This is a genomic window from Acinetobacter sp. Ver3, from assembly GCF_000632455.1.
In the GTDB taxonomy this organism is placed as follows: domain Bacteria; phylum Pseudomonadota; class Gammaproteobacteria; order Pseudomonadales; family Moraxellaceae; genus Acinetobacter.
The window spans coordinates 1-18,194 of record NZ_JFYL01000055.1 but is presented as its reverse complement, the minus strand read 5'-3'; the positions used below and the strand labels follow the sequence as shown (position 1 = coordinate 18,194).

The window sequence follows — 18,194 nt, the reverse complement described above, 5'->3', positions numbered from 1 at the left end:
TGAACCGTACCGGGTTTGTCGGAGACATTTTTATTTAAGTTAGGCCACGTGACCTAACGGGTTAATCTTATCATAGTACATTGCTTCAAACTCAAAAGGCGATACATAACCCAATGCGCTGTGTACACGCTTTTTGTTGAACCAATCTACCCAATTTAATGTCGCAAGTTGTACATCCGCTAAACCTTGCCAGTCTGCTTTTAAATATTCAATCACCTCTGTTTTGTATAACCCATTCACTGTTTCAGCCAAAGCGTTATCGTATGAATCACCGGTCGTACCGACTGATGCTCGTAAATTTGCTGCTTCTAAACGAGTAGATCTCGCTTTGCTCGATGTTCTGGGTTTTCAGCAATATCTAGTGTTCGATAATAGGTAGAAGCTGAGATCGGTAAAATCCTACAAATCGCCTCAACACCATATAACGCCTTATTGTTATGGATGAAATCCACCATTATTTGTGTGGGCGGTCGAGCTCCGCCTGGGCGAAAAAAGCGGCTGCTTTACGCAGAATTTCATTGGCACGCTTTAATTCTTTGATTTCACGTTCCATTTGCTTCATTTTTTCTTGATCAGAGATCTGTTGTACTTTGATAGGATTTTGCTCATCTAAATGCTTTTGATGCCAAGCACGAAGTGTTTCAGGAGTACAACCAATCTTAGGCGCAATAGCTGTGATCGCAGCCCAATTAGATGGATAGTCTTTTTCAGATTCAATCAATAATTGAACCGCTCTTTCTCTGATTTCAGGGGTATATTTTAATTTGGTCATCGGAACATTCTCTCAGAATACTGAGTCTCCGACAAACCCGGTACGGTTCATTGTGTTTTCACATAAATTTCACTATCTGAGAACTATTTTAGGTGGAAAGTAATAGTTGAAAGTTTCTAAATTCTTAAAATACAGGGGTATAATTAAATGGCTATAGAATTTGTTTCCAAATCAAAGTTACCTACTGCATTTGGCGATTTTGAAATTATAGCATTTCAAGACCAAAGTACTGGTGAAGAACATATTGCTCTTGCCAAAGGCATGGGTACTATTTCTAATCAACCTGTACTCGTTAGAATTCATTCAGAGTGCTTAACAGGTGACGCTTTTGGATCACTCAAATGTGATTGTGGCCCCCAATTACATTCAACCATGAAAATGATTAATGATGCAGGTCAAGGTGTGATCTTATACTTGCGCCAAGAAGGTCGCGGCATAGGACTAACCAATAAAATTCGAGCTTACGCCCTTCAAGACCAAGGACATGATACTCTTGACGCCAATTTATTATTAAATTTACCAGCAGATGCTCGTAAATATGATGTGTGTACCATTATGTTAGATTATTTAAAAATAAAGAATGTAAAACTCATTACAAATAATCCCCTTAAAATTAAATCTTTAACTGATTTAGGAATTAATGTTGTTGAACGTATTCCTTTAAAAGTTGGTTTAAATATCTTTAACAAAGCTTATCTTGAAACAAAGCAAAAACGCATGTCACATCTATATGATAATAGTGATTTTTAAAAAGCGATCACTTTTAGAAAAATATCCACGTATAAAGTTCCATCTCCCTTTCGGGAGAAAGACAAGATAAAATATTGTTTTATATTCAATTATGGTTTTAAAGAAGATTTATGAAAGCTGCCTGACTATTCTTTATTTTGTCTCAGTATCTGTGCAAAAACCGTCACTTTTTCTAAAGTAGCATTCATTCCCTTATTAAAAAAAGTATCGACAAGCGCTGAGCCAATAATAATAAGATCTACTTTATTGGCTAGTGCTTTAACATGGCTTTCATTTTTGATCCCAAAGCCAATTGCAACTGGAATATTAAAAATTGGCTTAATTTCAGTTATCTTTTTCTCAAGATTAGATAGATTGAAGTCTCCTCCTGTTAAGCCATTTTCTGCAACATGATATAAAAAACCTGTCGCGCGCGCTGAAATTTGCTCTAACCTTTCAACTGGGGTCGTCGGCGCGGTCATTGCAATTAAATGCATATTTTTTTCATTTAATTGCACCTCAAATTTTTCTCGATATCCATATGGAGCATCTAAAATCAATATTCCATCTATAAGATTTTCTGTTTCAGCGATAAGTGTCTCAAAACCATATTGCATAATCGGATTTAAATAAGTCATGAAAATTATTGGTGTCTGGTCATCATGCAGCCTGGTTACTTTTACCAACTCAATGGTCTGTTTTACCGTTTGACCTGCATCTAAAGCCCGAAGATGCGCTGCCTGAATGATCTCTCCATCTGCCACTGGATCAGAAAATGGAATACCCACTTCAATAATGTCAGCCCCTGCTTGACCCAATTGGCTTAACAGACGACAACTTTCTGTAAAATTAGGATCTCCAGCAGTAAAATAACAGACCAGACCGCTTCGATTTTCCAGTTTCAATTGCTCTAATTTTTGATCTAGACGGTTCATGCTGTAGCTCCTGCAAGATATTTTTTGACCGTGTTTAAGTCTTTGTCTCCTCTGCCACTTAAATTGACAATAATGATCTGTTCTGGCTGCATTTCTTGAGCAAGTTGAATCGCATATGCAATCGCATGAGAACTCTCAAGAGCAGGAATAATACCCTCCTGTTGACTTAAAAGCTGAAAGGCATTTACCGCTTCTTGATCGGTGATCGCCGTATATGTAACACGTCTTGTTTCAAACAGAAGACCATGCTCAGGACCAACACCAGGATAATCTAAGCCAGCTGATATAGAGTGCCCCTCTAAAATTTGCCCATCTGAATCTTGTAATAAATAAGTTAAATTGCCATGCAGCACACCGACTTGACCCTTGCAAATAGAGGCGGCATGTTCACCGCTATTTGTTCCTTTTCCACCCGCTTCAACGCCAAACATTTTGACATTCAGGTCTTCTAGAAAAGGATGCATCAACCCTAATGCATTTGACCCCCCACCAACGCAAGCAACTAGAGCATCAGGCAGCTTATTTTCTTTCTGGAGTATTTGGTTTCTGGCTTCTAAACCAATAATTTTCTGAAATTCTCTGACCATGGTGGGATATGGATGAGGGCCTGCACCCGTACCCAATAGGTAATAGGTTGTATCCACATGACGAATCCAGTCACGTAATGCTTCATTCATGGCATCTTTTAAAGTCCCACGCCCTTTTTGAACACTCCTGACTTCAGCACCGAGTAATTTCATGCGCTCAACATTCATTTGTTGGCGCTGAATATCTGTTTCTCCCATAAAAATGGTACATTTCATCTTAAACAGCGCGCAAACCGTTGCTGTTGCAACACCATGTTGCCCAGCACCCGTTTCTGCAATGATTCTGGTTTTGCCCATAAATTTGGCTAATAAGATTTGGCCTACACAATTATTGATCTTATGCGCACCCGTATGGTTCAAATCTTCTCGCTTGAAATATATTCGAGCGCCGCCTGCATAAGCTGTTAGGTTTTTTGCATAAAAAAGAGGACTAGGACGACCAACAAAGTCCGTTAAAATCTGCTGATATTCAGCCCAAAATTCAGGTTTGTGCCGAACATTATTAAAGGCTTGCTCTAATTCTTGAAGTGCTGGCATTAAGCTCTCTGGCATGTAACATCCGCCAAATTTACCAAAAAATCCTAAGTCATCAGGACCATTACCTGTATAAGGGGTTGTCATCTCATATCTCTTTTACTATCAAAACTTGTTCGATCTTAAAATATTTTCATTTTTCTGATAATTGATATATTTTGAGCTTATGGTGTTAGAAAATTTTACAACATGAAACGCAGAACATTACCTCCTCTTAATGCTTTAAAAGCTTTCGAAGCTGTCGCCAGAAATAAAAGTTTCAGCTTAGCTGCCGAAGAATTATGTGTCACCCATAGTGCGATTAGCCATCAAATAAAGCAGTTAGAAGAATGGTTGGATAAAAAATTGTTTATTCGACATTCCTCGACCATCTCTCTGACGGTGGATGCCGAAGAATTATCGCTCGTTTGTATGGAGCTTTTTAATCGTTTAGAACAATGTGTCTTTGAGTTAACAAATAAAACTTCAGAAGTAGAAGTTGTCATAGGCGCTTCTCATAGTTTTATGGCAAATTGGCTGATTCCTCGATTAGAAAAGCTCGAAGTCATTTATCCCAATATCCATATCAAATTAGTGACATGTAATGACTTAAAATTGTTAGAAAAAGAGAAGGTTGACATATTGATCAATAGCGTCAGTGAGCATCATCTACTTCCCAACTTTTTGAATAAATATCTGTTATTTCCCGATAACATGGGTCCTATTTGTAATCGTGAAATAAATCTTCTTCATTCCGTAAATGATCTTTTAAACTATCCATTACTTCATACCCACTCAAATAAAAGTGCATGGCATACATGGTTTGATCAGTTTCAAATAAGCTTTTGCCCAAAATCCAATGACCGTTATTTTGATAGTCTGAATTTAATGATAGAAGCTGCCGTGTCTGGGTTAGGAATTGCCATAGCACCTCAAATTCTAGTAGAAAAAGAAATGTTAAATGGAAAGATCATTGCCCCTTTTGGTTTTATCTATTGTGACTATAATTTTTATGCAATGGTCAGAAAAAATAATGAAAATCGTGATGTTATGAATATCATTAATTGGTTAATGGCCGAAGAAAAAAGTTAAACATTTAATCTTTGATTTGAAAAATTCTATTCAATTGCTCATCTATAACGTCTATTTCACATTCTATTCACGCTGTGCTGCCTAAGGTATAAACATACACTTCTTACGGACACTGTTGATGAGACTTGTAAAAACACTAATTGCTACAGCCTTATCCTTGCCGCTTCTGTTGTTAGCCGGATGTAAAAGTATTCCCAGTTATTCAGCCGATTATGCCCAATCCAGAACCGGTATTCAGGGGATAGCGCTGGATCAGGCTAAAGCTCAGGATATCGGCCTCCGCTTTACCTCAGCCTTTAATACCTTGGGCACACCGGAATTTGTGGAAAATGCTGGAGCACTGTATGCCGACCAGCTGTTTATTAACGATACGCTATCGCAATTTTCATCCCGTCAAAATCTACTCGAGCACTTTCAAGGCATGAACAAACGGGTCAGCAAGGTCAGCGTCAAGCTGTTAAACGCTTCTTATCATCAGGACTCTGCCTATGTGCACTGGCATATGGCCTATGATTTTAAATTGTTCGGCACGACCCGCAGTATGGACTCTTACGGTATCAGTGAAATCAAGATCAACGAAAACAACAAGATTATTTTCCAGCAGGATTTCTGGGACCCTGCGAATGGCCTGTACCGTTCCCTGCCTTATGTTGGAGGAGTCTACTCATGGCTACTGCCTTTCAAAAAATAGCGATTAGTACAGCGTTAGTGATGGGATGTAGCTTCTGTCCATGGGCACAGGCACAAAGCCTGAATCAATGCGGCAATGGTCCGCTGATGGTGGGTCAAAAACAGGTCGGTATGGCCAGTTATTTTGCCCAAAACTGTAGCCAATTCTGGGAAAAACAAAATATACAGATGGACTTTTCCTATACACAGAATATTCCGGAATGGGCATTTAAGCGTGCGGCCACACATTTACTGAAACGTAATGTTAAAGACGCAAAAATACATGCTCTATTCAACCCAATCACCGATTTGTATCGTCCGGTCAGATCAGGCGACCTATACCGTTTAAAATACAACCATGCTACACAGACCCTGAGCTTATCCTTGAACCAGCAAGGTTTAGGGCAGCTTAAACATCCTCTGGCACAACAATATTTTAATATATGGCTGGGTCCCCAGCCATTTAGTGCTAAATTAAAACAGCAATTATTAAATTAGTATCTGCCGCTATGTCGAAACATTTTATCCTGATGGTTGAAGACCATTATGAACTGGCATCTACCCTATGCGAGTTTCTGGAAGAACATGGCTTTGTGGTCGATCATGCCCGCAATCTGAGTGCTGCTAGACAATTACTGAAACAGCAACGCTACCATATCTTGCTACTAGACATTAATTTGCCTGATGGTTCTGGTTATGAATTGTGCGAGTGGTTACGCAATGAAGAGGGGTTGGACTTACCTGTCTTGATGCTTACCGCTCGGGATACCTTGGATGATAAACTCAAAGGTTTCAATTCCGGCACGGATGATTATCTGGTCAAGCCCTTTGACTTTAACGAGCTGGTGGTTCGGGTCAAGGCCCTGATCAAACGCTCCCTGGGTGAAGTATCCAACAGTCGTCTGCAAATTCATGACCTAATTTTGGACCCCGCAACACAGCAACTAACTCGAGCTGGCCAGAACATTGAATTGCCTCCAATTCAGTTTAAACTTTTGAAGCTACTAATGCGACATTCTCCTAAAGTACTGACCAAACAGGAAATTATGATGCAGCTTTGGGGTGACGAAGAGCCAGAAAGTGATGCTCTGCGCACTCATATCTATAATTTACGCAAAATGGTCGATAAACCCTTTGAACAAAAGCTGATTCACACCATATCCGGGATTGGTTTAAAGATTGCTTTCGAAGATGAAGCCTAATTTAGGTACACAACGACAATCAGTCCAGTGGTCATTGCCAGGTCAACATTCTGATGGGTGACAATATAATATTGCCTGTCAAACAGCTCCACACGCCAACCTAGCTGTTTGCATAGCTTTTGCACCAATTGCAATCCAATGCCATGCCCTTTGATTTCCAGTTGTAGCTGCTGGCCAGACAGTTCCTGAACCTTAGAATTGTTAGGTAAAGGCATGCCGACCCCATTGTCAGCAATCAGCACTTTATTTTTTTCTAGAATCACATCAATTTCTGTGCCCTGTGAATAGTTCAGTGCATTGCGCAGAATATTACCAAACACCATTTTGGTCATGGATGGATAAAGTTTACGCGGCTGTTCATCGAGGTCTTTTTGCAGGTCTATCTGCATGCCTTTGTTATGACTGACACTTTCCAGATCCTGCACCAGATTGTCCAGACATTCTGAAAGCATGGTCGGTTCAGCAGTTAAAGTATTGGTGGTATTGCGGGCAATGGCCAGCAAGGTATCGACCAGCAGCTGCATGTCTTCAATGGTGTTATGCAGGCGGGTAAAGGACTTGTTGTCGCCATAGCGTGCCTGACACAGCTGCACATTCCCTTTTAAAATGGTCAGTGGCGTGCGCAGCTCATGGCTAACATCTCCGGTAAATTCACGCTCACGCTGAATAAATTCGCTTAATACCTGATGATATTTTTCCAGCGCCTGCTTGAGGTATTCAGCTTCCAGATTAGAGTCGGTGCGGATGTCCTGAAAAGGCGAAGCCTGATTTTTCTGATGTTCCCAGTCGATATGTTCTAGCGCATTGGCCAGACGGGTAATCGGGGAAAAATAGCGCCGGGCCCGACGGTTCCACCACCACAGCACACTATATAGCACAAACAGGCTGACCATCAGCGGTGCCAGACCAAACAGCCATACCAGCTTGTTGACGTTGCTTTCGCCAAAGACCAACAGGACATGCTGTCCGTCTTTTTCACCATACACGGTCATGCGCTCCTTGCCATCGACAAAATGCCGATTCACCCCTTGCTCAAGTGACATATTCTTAAATTGGGAGGGTGGCACAGTGTTCCAGCGGTAACCATACAGGTTTTTGGTATCGGGCAATTCTGCGGCAGGATTACGTTCTAATCGCTGCCAGTAGTGTGACATTTCCTGTTCTAGCGCCGTTCTGAGCAAAGAACCTTTAATCACCCAGGCACTGAAGCCAATCCCAATCACCACAGACAAGGCAATGAATCCGATTTGCAGCCAGTAATAGTGGTTAAATACCTCACCCAGAGGATGATCGTGTTTGTCCCTGAACAGCTTTAACATTGGTGCATTCCCCGCTGGCCCATCCGATTCGCCATTCAATTATACGGTTTTCTTTTTAAACAGAAAGTGACCGATCACCCACTCGCGTCCATGCTCATAACCGAACAGCTCGGCACAGGCCATAAAGAAAATCCGCCAGCGTTGCCACCAGATTGCGGCATCCGCGCCATAAGTTTTTTCAAACAAGGGCTTTAGCTCGGCCTGTTTAGCATCCATATTTTCTAGCCAAGCATTTGCGGTACGTTCATACTGCGTACCCGCCCATTGCCAGTGCTGCTCTAATTGCAAATGCTGCTGGAAATGTAGAAAGGTCGACGCTGCCGGCATCAGTCCGCCACTAAAGAAATATTGCGACATCCAGTCGAATTCATTTTTCACTTCAAACGGATAATGCAGGAAACGGTGACAGAAAATATGGCACCAGAGCAGACCATCCGCTTTCAGCCAGCTGCTGATATTTTCAAACAGTTTCTGGTAGTTGCGCACATGTTCAAACATTTCCACCGAAACCACGCGGTCAAAGGACGCGGGTTCCAGTTGCAGCACATTGACGTCGCAGGTGATCACCGTCAGGTTCTGCAGTTTTTTCAGATGCGCCTGTTCCTGAATATACAGGCGCTGGGTCGAGGAATTCGACACCACCGTAATGTGAGCCTTGGGATAATGCTCGGCCATATACAGACTCAACGATCCCCAGCCACAGCCAATTTCCAGAATATCCTGTCCATCTTTTAACTGTGCACGCTGGCAATAGCTGGCAAGTGCCGCTTCTTCCGCCTGATCCAGCGTGTTATGAGTGTGTTCAAACAGGCTAGCGCTGTATTTCAGACGCTTGCCAAGCACCGCCTGGAAAAATGCGGTGGGCAGTTCATAGTGCTGTTCATTGGCTTTGTCAGTCTCGATGGCAATCTCGCTGCTTTTTAGCATGCTCAGCACATCCATATAGCGCTGGGCAGCCAATGGAGGATCAAATCGCCCTTCCTGTACCAGGCGTTTTTTGCTTAAAGTACGAATACCAGCACGGATCACCGCATCAGGCAGTTTGCCGCTTTCGACCAATTTTAAGGATTGTTGAATCATAAAGTCCATGTAGTTACCTACTCTTTGGGTGGCCACGGAATAAACATTGAAGTTCGTTGTTGGTAGTCTTTATAGTTATCGCCGCGATTTGCCAGCGCCTGTTGTTCACTAAAGGGAATCCCGGTGATGTAGTACAGAAACAGCCACATCAACAGTGGATATAGCCATAATTCATAGATGCCTGCCGCCAGGCCTAGAACTGGATAGGCAAACCAGTGCAGCCATTCAAAAAAATAGTTCGGATGGCGTGAATATTTCCACAGCCCTCGATCCATAGTTTTACCCGTATTGTGGGGATTGAGCTTAAAACGGAAAAGTTGCTGGTCAGCAACACTTTCCCCAATCAGTGCCAGCAACATGATTATGCCCGCCACAAGTACTGTAGGAGTGGTCCAGTCATTCCACTGCTGGGCTGGAATGTTCAGTAACTCCAGCATCGGGTAGGAAAACAACACCACAAGGCCGGCCTGAAACATGAAAAAGGCCAGAAAACCAAGATGTTGGTAATCGCCCATGGCCCGGCGCATATTCGCATAACGGGTATCTTCCTGGGTTTCATTGGCATAACGACGTAACAGATGCCAAGTCAGGCGTAAAAACCAGATGCCACTCGCGATTCCCAAGAACATGCGCACCAGCAGTGGTGCAGTTTCCATGACCCAGGCCGCAATGATGACATTGAGCGCAATATTAAAACTCCAAGCCACATCGACTAGGCCTGCTCTTCGGTTATAGGTCACCAGTAGCCAGCTACAGAACATAATAAAAACATTCAGCACCAGTAAACTCAGTAGCATGTCCGTCCTCCTATTTTTCTTGGATTAGTAGGGCACTGGCTTCAAACAACAGATGCACATCACTGATCACACCTTCCCTGAAACCACCTTCGCAATAACACAGATAAAAATCCCACATGCGGATAAAGCGCTCATCAAAACCAAGTTGTAGTACCTGATCACGCTGCTCCAGAAAACGCTGACGTCAGCAGTTCAGGGTTTGTGCATAGCTCTGGCCAATATCTTCCAGATGCTTGAGACGCAGTTTCTGTTCGGAAGCGGCTTGGGTCATGACACTGATACAGGGGATAAAACTACCCGGGAAGATATAGCGCTTGATGTAGTCCACGGTATTCAGGGCTTTGGCATAGCGTGCATCTTCAATGGTGATGGCCTGGATCAGGGCCAGACCATTCGGTTTTAGTAGCTCACGGCATTTATGAAAATAGGTCGGCAAATACTGCTCACCTACCGCCTCGATCATTTCAATCGACACCAGTTTGTCGTATTTGCCTTCTAGTAGGCGGTAATCTTTTAGTTGTACATCAACGCGATGTGACAGTCCGGCTGCAGCGATTCGGGCCACGGCTTCATCATACTGGGCCTTGGAAATGGTAATGGTGGTGACCTTGCAGCCATAATGCTGAGCCGCATAAATAGCAAAACCTCCCCAGCCACTGCCAATTTCAACTAAATGATCCATCGGTTGTAACTGCAGTTTTTGGCAAATCAGTTCTTTTTTATAATCGGAGGCCTGTTCCAGACTCATGCCCGGTTCTTTAAATACCGCACTGGAATACATCATGCTGCTATCCAGGAACAGCTTAAAAAAGTCATTGCTCAGGTCATAATGCTCGGCAATATTTTTACGGCTGCCATCAATTGAGTTTTTGCAGGATTTGTACCAGGTCTTTAATAATAACTGGCTGGCCTTGGCCAGCGCATTCTGGTTCATCCGGTCCAACACATCGCGGTTACGTGCCAGAATGCGAATCACATTAACCAGATCTTCACTGCTCCAGTAGCCGCGAATAAAACCTTCAGCAGCACCGAGTACGCCACTACGGAACAGCAGATCCATCAGCCTAGCATCATGCACCTGAATCACGGCATACAAATCACTGCTCTCTCCGACAATCCCGTTTCAGGCGCCTTTAAAAATCAGCTGACCATGACGTAATTTCAGCAGGTGGCGCAGTACCACCGGCAGTGTGCTTTGCTCTCCCATGAATAGTGTCTTCATCGCAATGTGTTTCCTTTTTCTTTTTTAGGATGTCGGTAAAACGGAATTTTCTTTTTCCATAAATGAAAGGCGTGCAGATAAATTCCGCTGACCATCCTGAAGGGTTCAAGAACTTTCAGTACAGCATAGCGATGCTGCTGTGAAGGAACCGTGATGGCCTGCAAGGAAAATTTCAGGGTGGCATCGAATTGCAAGATTCCCTGCTCAAACAGCTGCATATGAATCACGTTCTGCCGATCCGAAAAGCTGAATCGCCAGCGATAATCCAGCCCCATCGGCATGAATGGCGACACATGAAAGGCCTTCTTGAAGTCAAACTGGTGACTCTGGTACGGCGTATATTCAGTTGCATTGTACCGGCAGTCGTGGATATAGACCTGACGTTCATTCCACGGTGTATTGGTAATTTCGCTCAGCACAAAGATCAGTTGGTCGGTGCCATCAAAGACCAGATAAAACACCACAGAATTAAAGCGAAAGCCGAGTGTACGCGGCAGAGCCAAGACCCGGATGGACGCGGCATGCGCTAACAGGTAGTTTTCCCGCTTGATCAGCAGACGTGCCACCTTCTGCCTAATCGAACCACATTCCATGGTCAGAAAATCCCGTTCATCCAGGGTCAGGAAATTCCAGTGTTTGGAAGACCAGAGCCAGGATTTTTTGGTAAAGCTTGAGAGTTGATCCGGATCAAACCATAGATAGGTCAGTTGGCTCTCAAAAGCATGGGCTTTGGGCAGGTAACGGCGATGCCGGATTTCGGCAGCGCCAATCGCCAATGGATACATCTGCATTATGTGCTCCTAGGCTACCTACTCAGTCTGTTGCAATAGCTGATCGACTACCCGTGATGCGCTACGCGCCCCATCTTCGTGAAAGCCCCAGCCCCAATAAGCACCGCAGTATGAGGTCCGGTTCTGACCATTAACTTCGGCCCAGCGTTGTTGTGCCTCAATCGCTGGTGCATCAAATACCGGATGGCGGTAATGCCGTTCTACCCAGACTTTTTTCGGATCCAGGGTAAAATTAGGATTCAAGGTGGCAAAGACTTGGGTTTTGCATTGCAAGCTTTGTAGCTGGTTCATCCAGTAACTGAAACCATAGTGAATGCCATTGTGCTGAAATGGCGTTTGTTCAGTTGCCTGACTCGGGGTTACATGCACATGCCAACTGGCCCATTGGCGACGAGATTTGGGCATGATGCTGGTATCAGAATGCACCACCATGCGGTTATCCTGATAGCGGAAATTGCCGAGCACGTCCAGCTCCTGCGCGGACGGATCTTTTAGTAACTTCAGGCTGTCATCAGCATGGCTGGCAAATACAACCCAGTCAAAACGTTCGCTGCCCTGTGTCGTTTCAACCAGCACATCATTGGCACTCCGGGATACATTCAGAACACCCGTTTTGCGGAAGGTGATATTCGCCTGGGACTGAATCGCACGAACATAGCGAGCTGATCCCCCCTTGACCGTGAGCCATAAGGGACGGTCTTTCAATTGCAACATGCGATGGTACTGGAAAAAGCTTACCACGAACTTATAAGGAATCTGTCCAGCTTGTTCCACCGGACAAGACCACAGCGCTCCACACATCGGATAGAGATGTTCCTGACGGAAGGCTTCGGAATAGCCATGCTGATTCAGATATTCATCAATACTGAGCTGTGCATCAACCTGCTCGACATCCAGATCTTTATTCGCCGCATAGAAACGGAACAGATCCGACAACATCGCGCGAAAATCCGCCTTAAAAAAGTTTTGCGGTCTAAACAATAGCGAGAATTTTTTTGACGGATTGTACTGCAAGCCGCTGACCTGATTATTCACCGAAAAGCCCATGTCACTGCTTTGTGATTGAATCCCAAGTTCTTTCAGCATGGCACAGAACAGTGGATAGTTATGCTCATTAAACACAATAAAGCCGCTATCCACCGCGACCTGTTCACCGTCTATGTTGAGCTGATGGGTATCGGTATGACCGCCGAAGTAGTTATTCTTTTCGAAGACGGTCACGTCATGCACTTTGCTGAGTTTCCAGGCGGCATACAGACCGGAAATACCCGAACCAATAATCGCAATTTTCATGATGATTCCTTCGATTGAATTGTTTGAGTGCCTGCTGTAGCGGATTTTTTCTGTTTTCGAACTTGAGCAATTTTACTGACTTCATATATCCGTGCCGGAATGGGCTTAATTCCCCAGACTAGTCCGAACCAGGACATGAGTTTCAGCAGGTAATAGGTCACATCAATCTGCCACCAGTAAAAGCCCTGTCGGGTGCTACCAGCATAGTAGTGATGATTGTTATGCCAGCCTTCGCCTAAGGTGATGAGTGACAGAAATAAATTGTTACGGCTGTGATCATCCGTGTCAAAATCTCGGCTGCCATAATGATGCGCCACTGAATTGATACACAAGGTGGCATGGATCAGTAACACGGTAGACACGACAAAGCCCCACACTAGCAATTGCAGACCTGATGTACCAAGTTGCGGCCAGGTGATGGCCACCCACTCCCCGAGTGCATAAATTCCTCCCGCGGTCAGCAGCACCACAATTAAACTGAAGCGGTCCAGCCAGATCAGTTCCGGATATTTCAGCCAGTCCTTGATCACCTCTTTACGCGTAGCAAAATTATATTCATTCAGAAACCAGCCGACATGGCTATACCAAAAACCATGCGTGGATGAATGCGGGTCTTGCAAGGTATCGGTATAGCGGTGGTGATAACGGTGATGAGCTGCCCACCAGAGCGGACCACGCTGCGCACTCATGGTGCCCAGTAATACAAACAGGAACTGTACCGGGCGCGAGGTCTGAAAAGTTTTATGCGACAGATAGCGATGAAAAAAAGCCGTGATGGAAAACATGCGGATCAGGTAGAACAGCAGCATAAAGCCCAGTGCAAACCATGACACACCCACCCAGAACACGGCGAGACAGGCCAGATGCAGCAAAATAAAGGGAAAAATACGGACCCACTGAATCTTGCTGTTTTCAGCCGTCAGTGTTTCAGGCTGTGAGGTTGTAGACCAGCTATCTATCCATCGTATCAGACTTTTCAACATGGACTCATCCTAATTTTAAGTGACTGTCTTTATTCTATTTGATGTGTCTAATCAGTCAGATATGAATTTTCTGTGAAGTGAAAAAAAAGCCGAACTGTAAGAGTCTAGGCAGTTCGGCCAAAGGGTAGCAGATTAATGCGGTAATTTGATTAACTTTGTGATGTCGTAACCATAGTGTTTCGCAGTCTCCAGATACGACTGGTAGGTGGCTTCATCCAGTTGCGGTTCACGCGACAAAATCCACAGGTATTTACTGCTTGGTCCACCTACTAGCGCCACTTTATATTCCGGGTCAACTCTTAACACCCAATAATGACCTTTGGTAAAAGGCATCCAGCGCAAACCTGGGGGTAAGAAGCTGACCTTGAGTTTGCTGTTCCCTTCATTTTGTGGATAGGCAATACCTTCAGAGCTGATCATCTCGCCATTGGCAATACGGCAGCTATTTAATACCCCCATAGTCTGGTCAGCATTGACGCTATATTGTGCCGAGATATCCGATACGCAGTTACGCTGAAAATACATCGGTAAATGCGCGATTTCATACCACTTTCCCGCATACTTTTGGATATCGACCTGGTCGACTGCCTGAGGCGCAACCGTTTCTGCTTGTGTAGTAAAGTTTAAGCTGATTATCGCCAGCGTTGTCGCTGCAAAAACAGACTTGAATAGCATCTTCATTTTTAAGCCTTGTTTGATTCTAGGCTTAAGATAACTCAACAGCATGTGAACAAAGCGTGAAGACGAAATGATGTGATTCAGGAGGAGTGCTGCTAAAAAAGCCCTAGACTGGCTTCCGGGTTAAAGCCATTCTTTGCTGTCATCTGCCACAGGGGTACCATGCATCACATGCTGAATCATGGCATAGGCAATACTGCCCTTGAAGGGAATCTCAGGTAACTGATCAAACTTGAAAAATTGCGCGTCGCTCAGTTCATCTTCCTGAATCTGAATCTCACCCGAGTGATACTCTGCCCTGAAGGCCATCATCAGGTTGCTGGGAAACGGCCACGGTTGGCTGGCCAGATATTGAATATTCTTGATCTGTAACCCGACTTCTTCCAGCGTTTCACGGCGTACTGCCTCCTCCAAGGTTTCGCCGACTTCAACAAATCCTGCAATCAGGCTGTACATCTGAGTTTTATTGCGGGCATTTTTTGCCAGCAGAATTTCATCTGTACCCCGGGTAATGATGGTAATCACACAGGGATTCACCCGGGGATACTGGTTATAGCCACAGGATGGACAGACCATGGCATAATGGCTGGCGTGCTGCTGGGTGGCATGGCCACATTTGCTGCAAAAGCAGTGATTACGGCGCCACTCCAGTAACTGTACGGCACGGCTGGCCTGTTCAAACTGCGGCCTGCTCCAGACCTGCACCAGTTGCCGAATCGGGATTAGTTGATAACCCTCGGGTACTGGTTCATCTTCTTTTAGATCCCGTGCAATGACCTGGCCATTTTCAGAGAGGTCCAGGTCGTGCTGCAGTCTTTCCACTTGCGGCAACTGGAAATGATCATCCACCAGCAATTGCTGCTGTCTAAAAATATATGCTTTTGAATGCATGCTCATTACAATCCCCGGATTAAAAAAAATCCCATACAGAGGGGTGTATGGGACAAAACTAAGGAAGCTTACATGGAGTAACTTCATGGAAGATACTAGGCGCACGCTGCCTGAATTACAAGCATAATAATTTGTATCTTTTTGATTAAAATCACATAATTTTCACACCAATTATGAATTCAGAAATCATGCAAAGTAAGTTTCATCAACTGGCTTTAGCATTGTAGAGATGAACAGTCTTTTATTGCAGCAATTATGATTCCTATGCGATGTCAGAGGATCATGTGGTCGAGTTGAATTGATTCAACATACGGGTTGATCTTTATTTTCACAAAAAATTGAACTCTCTGAATTTACACTGCGCTATCTTTCATTGGGTCTGGAATAGCTATGCGTTTCGGTTTAATTCTGGGTGATCAGCTTCATCATCAGCTTGCTACACTCAAGACACTGGACCGTACCCGGGATGTGATCCTGATGGCCGAAGTTGTTGAGGAAGCCACTTATGTCACCCATCATCCGCAGAAAATTGCCCTGATTTTTAGCGCCATGCGTCATTTTGCCAAAGAACTCAAAGCAGAAGGCTGGCGTGTACGTTATCATGATTTTCAATCCGGCAGTCCGATTCGTAGCCTGCTGGATTTTGTGCAGGCACAGCAACAGCAGTTCCCCGTCACAGAACTGGTCATGACCCAATGCGGAGAATACCGTTTGCAGCAGCAAATTGAACAGCAGTGGAGCCAGCATCTGCAACTGCCGATACAGTGTCTGAATGACGAGCGTTTTTTCTGCAGTCCGGAGCAGTTCCGGCACTGGGCCAGCCGTTACCAGACACTGCGTATGGAGTATTTTTATCGGGAAATGCGTAAGCAGACCGGCTATTTAATGCAGGGACAGCAGCCGCTTGGACAGCAATGGAACTATGACAGTGCCAATCGCAAGGCCTGGTCAGGCAGTCCGCCATTGACCGCACAACTGCACTTTGAACGCGATCAGATTGATATGGATGTACTGGAACTGGTTGAACGCGAGTTTTCCCATCACCCCGGCAGCCTTGACGATTTCCGCTGGGCCACCACGCGCAGCAATGCCCTGCGTGCATTGGAGCATTTCATTACCTACAGTTTGCCGCATTTTGGCGATTATCAGGATGCTATGGTGCAGGGAGCAGACACACTGTTTCACAGCCTGCTCTCACCCTATTTGAACTGTGGCTTGCTGCTGCCCCGAGAAGTCTGTGATGCGGCAGAAGCGGTCTACCATGCCGGTCATGCACCGTTAAATGCAGTCGAAGGTTTTATCCGGCAGATTCTCGGCTGGCGCGAATATGTCCGCGGGATTTACTGGCTGTACATGCCGGAATATGCCAGCCGCAATGCCCTGCAGCACTCAACTCCGCTGCCGCAATTTTACTGGACCGGCCATACCCGGATGAACTGTATGGTGGAGTGTTTCCGCAATACCTTTCAGCATGCCTATGCGCATCATATCCAGCGTCTGATGGTGACCGGCAATTTTGCCCTGTTAACTGGTATAGACTCCCAGCAGATCAGCGAGTGGTATCTAGCAGTCTATGCCGACGCCTATGAATGGGTAGAACTACCGAACACCTTGGGCATGGTGATGCATGCCGATGGCGGATTGATGGCCAGCAAACCCTATGGGGCTTCGGGCAATTATATCCATAAGATGTCGGATTACTGCAAGCACTGTAGCTACAATGTCAAAACCCGTACCGAACCGGACAGCTGTCCTTTCAACAGCCTGTACTGGTATTTCATGATCCGGCATGAAGCGACATTCCGTACTCATCCACGTATGGGCATGATCTATCGACAGCTGGACAAGCTTAAAGATCGGCCGCAGATTATCAGCCATGCCCAGCAACTTCTTAGCCGGATTGATGAGTTATAAACCATGAAAAAACAGCATCTTCCTGAAAAAATCTGTATGCACTGTTTGCATCCTTTTACTTGGCGCAAAAAATGGCAACGCTGCTGGGAGGAAGTCAGATACTGTTCTGAACGATGTAAACGTGAGTCCAGACAGCGGTCAAAATCAAACGCTTAGAAACGCTTGTATTGCCGTGAACAATAGGCCCGTATCACGTCGGGTGAACGCAGTTGCAGATGTTTAGTTTTTCGGCCGGTGACGCGTTCACGCCACATTTTAAAACTCGATGCTTTCATATTTTGCCGCATCAAGCGGATCACCGCCGCTTCATTTAAACCATACTCACATAAAATAGCTTCAAAAGGAGTTCGATCTTCCCAAGCCATTTCTATAATTCTGGATAAGTCTTCTTCAGAAAATTGATTCATACTATTCTCGTTTTTAATCATCATGAAGCGTCAATAAGCTTTATCGACTTTAATTTGACTAAAAGAATAACAGTACAATCATGAATTTTTTGTGATTTTTCTCTAGTTTACGGACTCAGCACGAATAAAAGGGCTAGTTAAACTAGCCCTGTTAAGTCTTAGTTACCTCTACTCTATAAGTCGAATATCCATAAGGACTTAAAAGTAGAGGAATATGATAATGGCTGACACTTCCATCTACCTTAAAATTACAGGAACTTCAGGAAAGAAAGTATCTTGCTTATTTTTTTAAACCAGTCCTCAGTTTTAAAAGTAACTTT

General features: G+C 44.6%; 18 protein-coding genes, 3 pseudogenes and 1 other annotated feature. Of the genes and pseudogenes, 7 read left to right on the top strand and 14 right to left on the bottom strand.

Translation table 11 applies throughout. From position 1 onward, the window contains the following. Positions 1 to 39: 39 nt before the first annotated feature. Positions 40 to 772: pseudogene (locus CL42_RS16775) on the bottom strand (integrase core domain-containing protein). Next, positions 381 to 497, bottom strand: a sequence feature (AL1L pseudoknot). Its footprint overlaps the pseudogene before it by 117 nt. 147 nt (positions 773 to 919) lie before the next feature. On the opposite strand from CL42_RS16775, the gene ribA reads away from it, so the two are divergent. Next, the gene (ribA, locus tag CL42_RS12490) at positions 920 to 1,522 is read left to right on the top strand and encodes a GTP cyclohydrolase II (RefSeq protein WP_035269041.1); all 603 of its coding nucleotides are present in this window, start codon (positions 920 to 922) and stop codon (positions 1,520 to 1,522) included. Positions 1,523 to 1,647: 125 nt separating this feature from the next. Here the strand turns inward: ribA and trpA are convergent, their stop codons facing one another. Together trpA and trpB are read right to left on the bottom strand one after the other, a co-directional pair. After that, on the bottom strand, positions 1,648 to 2,436 hold the full coding sequence (gene trpA / locus CL42_RS12485; RefSeq protein ID WP_035269040.1) for a tryptophan synthase subunit alpha: 789 nt from the start codon (positions 2,434 to 2,436) through the stop codon (positions 1,648 to 1,650). Beyond that, positions 2,433 to 3,644 carry a tryptophan synthase subunit beta gene (gene trpB, locus CL42_RS12480; RefSeq protein WP_035269038.1) on the bottom strand — a complete coding sequence of 404 codons (1,212 nt, stop codon included), beginning with the start codon at positions 3,642 to 3,644 and terminating at the stop codon, positions 2,433 to 2,435. Before trpB ends, trpA begins: the two co-directional genes overlap by 4 nt. Before the next feature lie 102 nt (positions 3,645 to 3,746). On the opposite strand from trpB, the gene CL42_RS12475 reads away from it, so the two are divergent. The 4 genes from CL42_RS12475 (at position 3,747) to CL42_RS12460 (ending at position 6,499) form a co-directional block, all read left to right on the top strand. After that, positions 3,747 to 4,628 (top strand): LysR family transcriptional regulator, encoded by an 882-nt coding sequence (locus tag CL42_RS12475; RefSeq protein ID WP_035269035.1) that lies wholly within the window; start codon positions 3,747 to 3,749, stop codon positions 4,626 to 4,628. Positions 4,629 to 4,746: 118 nt separating this feature from the next. Beyond that, positions 4,747 to 5,319, top strand: a complete 573-nt coding sequence (locus tag CL42_RS12470) for a nuclear transport factor 2 family protein (RefSeq protein WP_035269030.1) — start codon at positions 4,747 to 4,749, stop codon at positions 5,317 to 5,319. Beyond that, positions 5,295 to 5,795: a chalcone isomerase family protein gene (locus CL42_RS12465; protein ID WP_035269027.1), complete on the top strand. Its 501-nt coding sequence runs from the start codon at positions 5,295 to 5,297 to the stop codon at positions 5,793 to 5,795. Before CL42_RS12470 ends, CL42_RS12465 begins: the two co-directional genes overlap by 25 nt. Positions 5,796 to 5,806: 11 nt before the next feature. Next, positions 5,807 to 6,499, top strand: coding sequence for a response regulator transcription factor (locus CL42_RS12460; RefSeq protein ID WP_035269024.1), 693 nt, complete (start codon positions 5,807 to 5,809; stop codon positions 6,497 to 6,499). Here the strand turns inward: CL42_RS12460 and CL42_RS12455 are convergent. From CL42_RS12455 to nudC, 9 genes and pseudogenes are all read right to left on the bottom strand, one after another. After that, positions 6,496 to 7,818: a sensor histidine kinase gene (locus CL42_RS12455; protein ID WP_035269052.1), complete on the bottom strand. Its 1,323-nt coding sequence runs from the start codon at positions 7,816 to 7,818 to the stop codon at positions 6,496 to 6,498. The two genes, CL42_RS12460 and CL42_RS12455, sit on opposite strands and share 4 nt — an antisense overlap. Before the next feature lie 39 nt (positions 7,819 to 7,857). Beyond that, positions 7,858 to 8,907 (bottom strand): SAM-dependent methyltransferase, encoded by a 1,050-nt coding sequence (locus tag CL42_RS12450; protein WP_035269021.1) that lies wholly within the window; start codon positions 8,905 to 8,907, stop codon positions 7,858 to 7,860. 8 nt (positions 8,908 to 8,915) lie between these two features. Beyond that, complete coding sequence (locus CL42_RS12445; protein ID WP_035269019.1) at positions 8,916 to 9,695, bottom strand: DUF1295 domain-containing protein; 780 nt, start codon at positions 9,693 to 9,695, stop codon at positions 8,916 to 8,918. Between the two features lie 10 nt (positions 9,696 to 9,705). After that, a pseudogene (locus CL42_RS12440) lies at positions 9,706 to 10,917 on the bottom strand (class I SAM-dependent methyltransferase). Next, the gene (locus CL42_RS12435) at positions 10,914 to 11,708 is read right to left on the bottom strand and encodes a DUF1365 domain-containing protein (RefSeq protein WP_035269016.1); all 795 of its coding nucleotides are present in this window, start codon (positions 11,706 to 11,708) and stop codon (positions 10,914 to 10,916) included. The pseudogene CL42_RS12440 and the gene CL42_RS12435 overlap by 4 nt, the downstream one beginning before the upstream one ends. 18 nt (positions 11,709 to 11,726) lie before the next feature. After that, positions 11,727 to 13,001 carry an NAD(P)/FAD-dependent oxidoreductase gene (locus CL42_RS12430; RefSeq protein WP_035269014.1) on the bottom strand — a complete coding sequence of 425 codons (1,275 nt, stop codon included), beginning with the start codon at positions 12,999 to 13,001 and terminating at the stop codon, positions 11,727 to 11,729. Then, positions 12,998 to 13,984 (bottom strand): acyl-CoA desaturase, encoded by a 987-nt coding sequence (locus tag CL42_RS12425; protein WP_035269012.1) that lies wholly within the window; start codon positions 13,982 to 13,984, stop codon positions 12,998 to 13,000. The genes CL42_RS12430 and CL42_RS12425 overlap by 4 nt, the downstream gene beginning before the upstream one ends. A 132-nt stretch (positions 13,985 to 14,116) precedes the next feature. Beyond that, positions 14,117 to 14,665, bottom strand: a complete 549-nt coding sequence (locus CL42_RS12420) for a lipocalin family protein (RefSeq protein WP_035269004.1) — start codon at positions 14,663 to 14,665, stop codon at positions 14,117 to 14,119. 120 nt (positions 14,666 to 14,785) lie between these two features. Further along, positions 14,786 to 15,559 carry an NAD(+) diphosphatase gene (gene nudC, locus CL42_RS12415; RefSeq protein WP_035269049.1) on the bottom strand — a complete coding sequence of 258 codons (774 nt, stop codon included), beginning with the start codon at positions 15,557 to 15,559 and terminating at the stop codon, positions 14,786 to 14,788. Positions 15,560 to 15,943: 384 nt separating this feature from the next. On the opposite strand from nudC, the gene CL42_RS12410 reads away from it, so the two are divergent. Together CL42_RS12410 and CL42_RS16765 are read left to right on the top strand one after the other, a co-directional pair. Then, on the top strand, positions 15,944 to 17,467 hold the full coding sequence (locus tag CL42_RS12410; protein WP_035269001.1) for a cryptochrome/photolyase family protein: 1,524 nt from the start codon (positions 15,944 to 15,946) through the stop codon (positions 17,465 to 17,467). Between the two features lie 3 nt (positions 17,468 to 17,470). Continuing rightward, on the top strand, positions 17,471 to 17,623 hold the full coding sequence (locus tag CL42_RS16765; RefSeq protein WP_081403288.1) for a DUF2256 domain-containing protein: 153 nt from the start codon (positions 17,471 to 17,473) through the stop codon (positions 17,621 to 17,623). Here the strand turns inward: CL42_RS16765 and CL42_RS12405 are convergent. Beyond that, complete coding sequence (locus tag CL42_RS12405) at positions 17,620 to 17,874, bottom strand: TIGR03643 family protein (RefSeq protein ID WP_004976999.1); 255 nt, start codon at positions 17,872 to 17,874, stop codon at positions 17,620 to 17,622. The two genes, CL42_RS16765 and CL42_RS12405, sit on opposite strands and share 4 nt — an antisense overlap. 151 nt (positions 17,875 to 18,025) lie before the next feature. Next, positions 18,026 to 18,194 (bottom strand): annotated as a pseudogene (locus CL42_RS16760) (hydroxyisourate hydrolase); the annotation flags it as partial.

Excerpts from the sequence above, each read along its gene's own strand:
- CL42_RS12425 (WP_035269012.1), bottom strand. The coding sequence starts at position 13,984 with ATGTTGAAAAGTCTGATACGATGGATAGATAGCTGGTCTACAACCTCA.
- ribA (WP_035269041.1), top strand. The coding sequence starts at position 920 with ATGGCTATAGAATTTGTTTCCAAATCAAAGTTACCTACTGCATTTGGC.
- CL42_RS12405 (WP_004976999.1), bottom strand. The coding sequence starts at position 17,874 with ATGAATCAATTTTCTGAAGAAGACTTATCCAGAATTATAGAAATGGCT.
- CL42_RS12430 (WP_035269014.1), bottom strand. The coding sequence starts at position 13,001 with ATGAAAATTGCGATTATTGGTTCGGGTATTTCCGGTCTGTATGCCGCC.
- CL42_RS16765 (WP_081403288.1), top strand. The coding sequence starts at position 17,471 with ATGAAAAAACAGCATCTTCCTGAAAAAATCTGTATGCACTGTTTGCAT.
- CL42_RS12435 (WP_035269016.1), bottom strand. The coding sequence starts at position 11,708 with ATGCAGATGTATCCATTGGCGATTGGCGCTGCCGAAATCCGGCATCGC.
- CL42_RS12470 (WP_035269030.1), top strand. The coding sequence starts at position 4,747 with ATGAGACTTGTAAAAACACTAATTGCTACAGCCTTATCCTTGCCGCTT.
- CL42_RS12455 (WP_035269052.1), bottom strand. The coding sequence starts at position 7,818 with ATGTTAAAGCTGTTCAGGGACAAACACGATCATCCTCTGGGTGAGGTA.
- CL42_RS12445 (WP_035269019.1), bottom strand. The coding sequence starts at position 9,695 with ATGCTACTGAGTTTACTGGTGCTGAATGTTTTTATTATGTTCTGTAGC.
- CL42_RS12475 (WP_035269035.1), top strand. The coding sequence starts at position 3,747 with ATGAAACGCAGAACATTACCTCCTCTTAATGCTTTAAAAGCTTTCGAA.
- CL42_RS12465 (WP_035269027.1), top strand. The coding sequence starts at position 5,295 with ATGGCTACTGCCTTTCAAAAAATAGCGATTAGTACAGCGTTAGTGATG.
- trpB (WP_035269038.1), bottom strand. The coding sequence starts at position 3,644 with ATGACAACCCCTTATACAGGTAATGGTCCTGATGACTTAGGATTTTTT.
- CL42_RS12460 (WP_035269024.1), top strand. The coding sequence starts at position 5,807 with ATGTCGAAACATTTTATCCTGATGGTTGAAGACCATTATGAACTGGCA.
- trpA (WP_035269040.1), bottom strand. The coding sequence starts at position 2,436 with ATGAACCGTCTAGATCAAAAATTAGAGCAATTGAAACTGGAAAATCGA.
- CL42_RS12450 (WP_035269021.1), bottom strand. The coding sequence starts at position 8,907 with ATGGACTTTATGATTCAACAATCCTTAAAATTGGTCGAAAGCGGCAAA.
- nudC (WP_035269049.1), bottom strand. The coding sequence starts at position 15,559 with ATGAGCATGCATTCAAAAGCATATATTTTTAGACAGCAGCAATTGCTG.
- CL42_RS12410 (WP_035269001.1), top strand. The coding sequence starts at position 15,944 with ATGCGTTTCGGTTTAATTCTGGGTGATCAGCTTCATCATCAGCTTGCT.
- CL42_RS12420 (WP_035269004.1), bottom strand. The coding sequence starts at position 14,665 with ATGAAGATGCTATTCAAGTCTGTTTTTGCAGCGACAACGCTGGCGATA.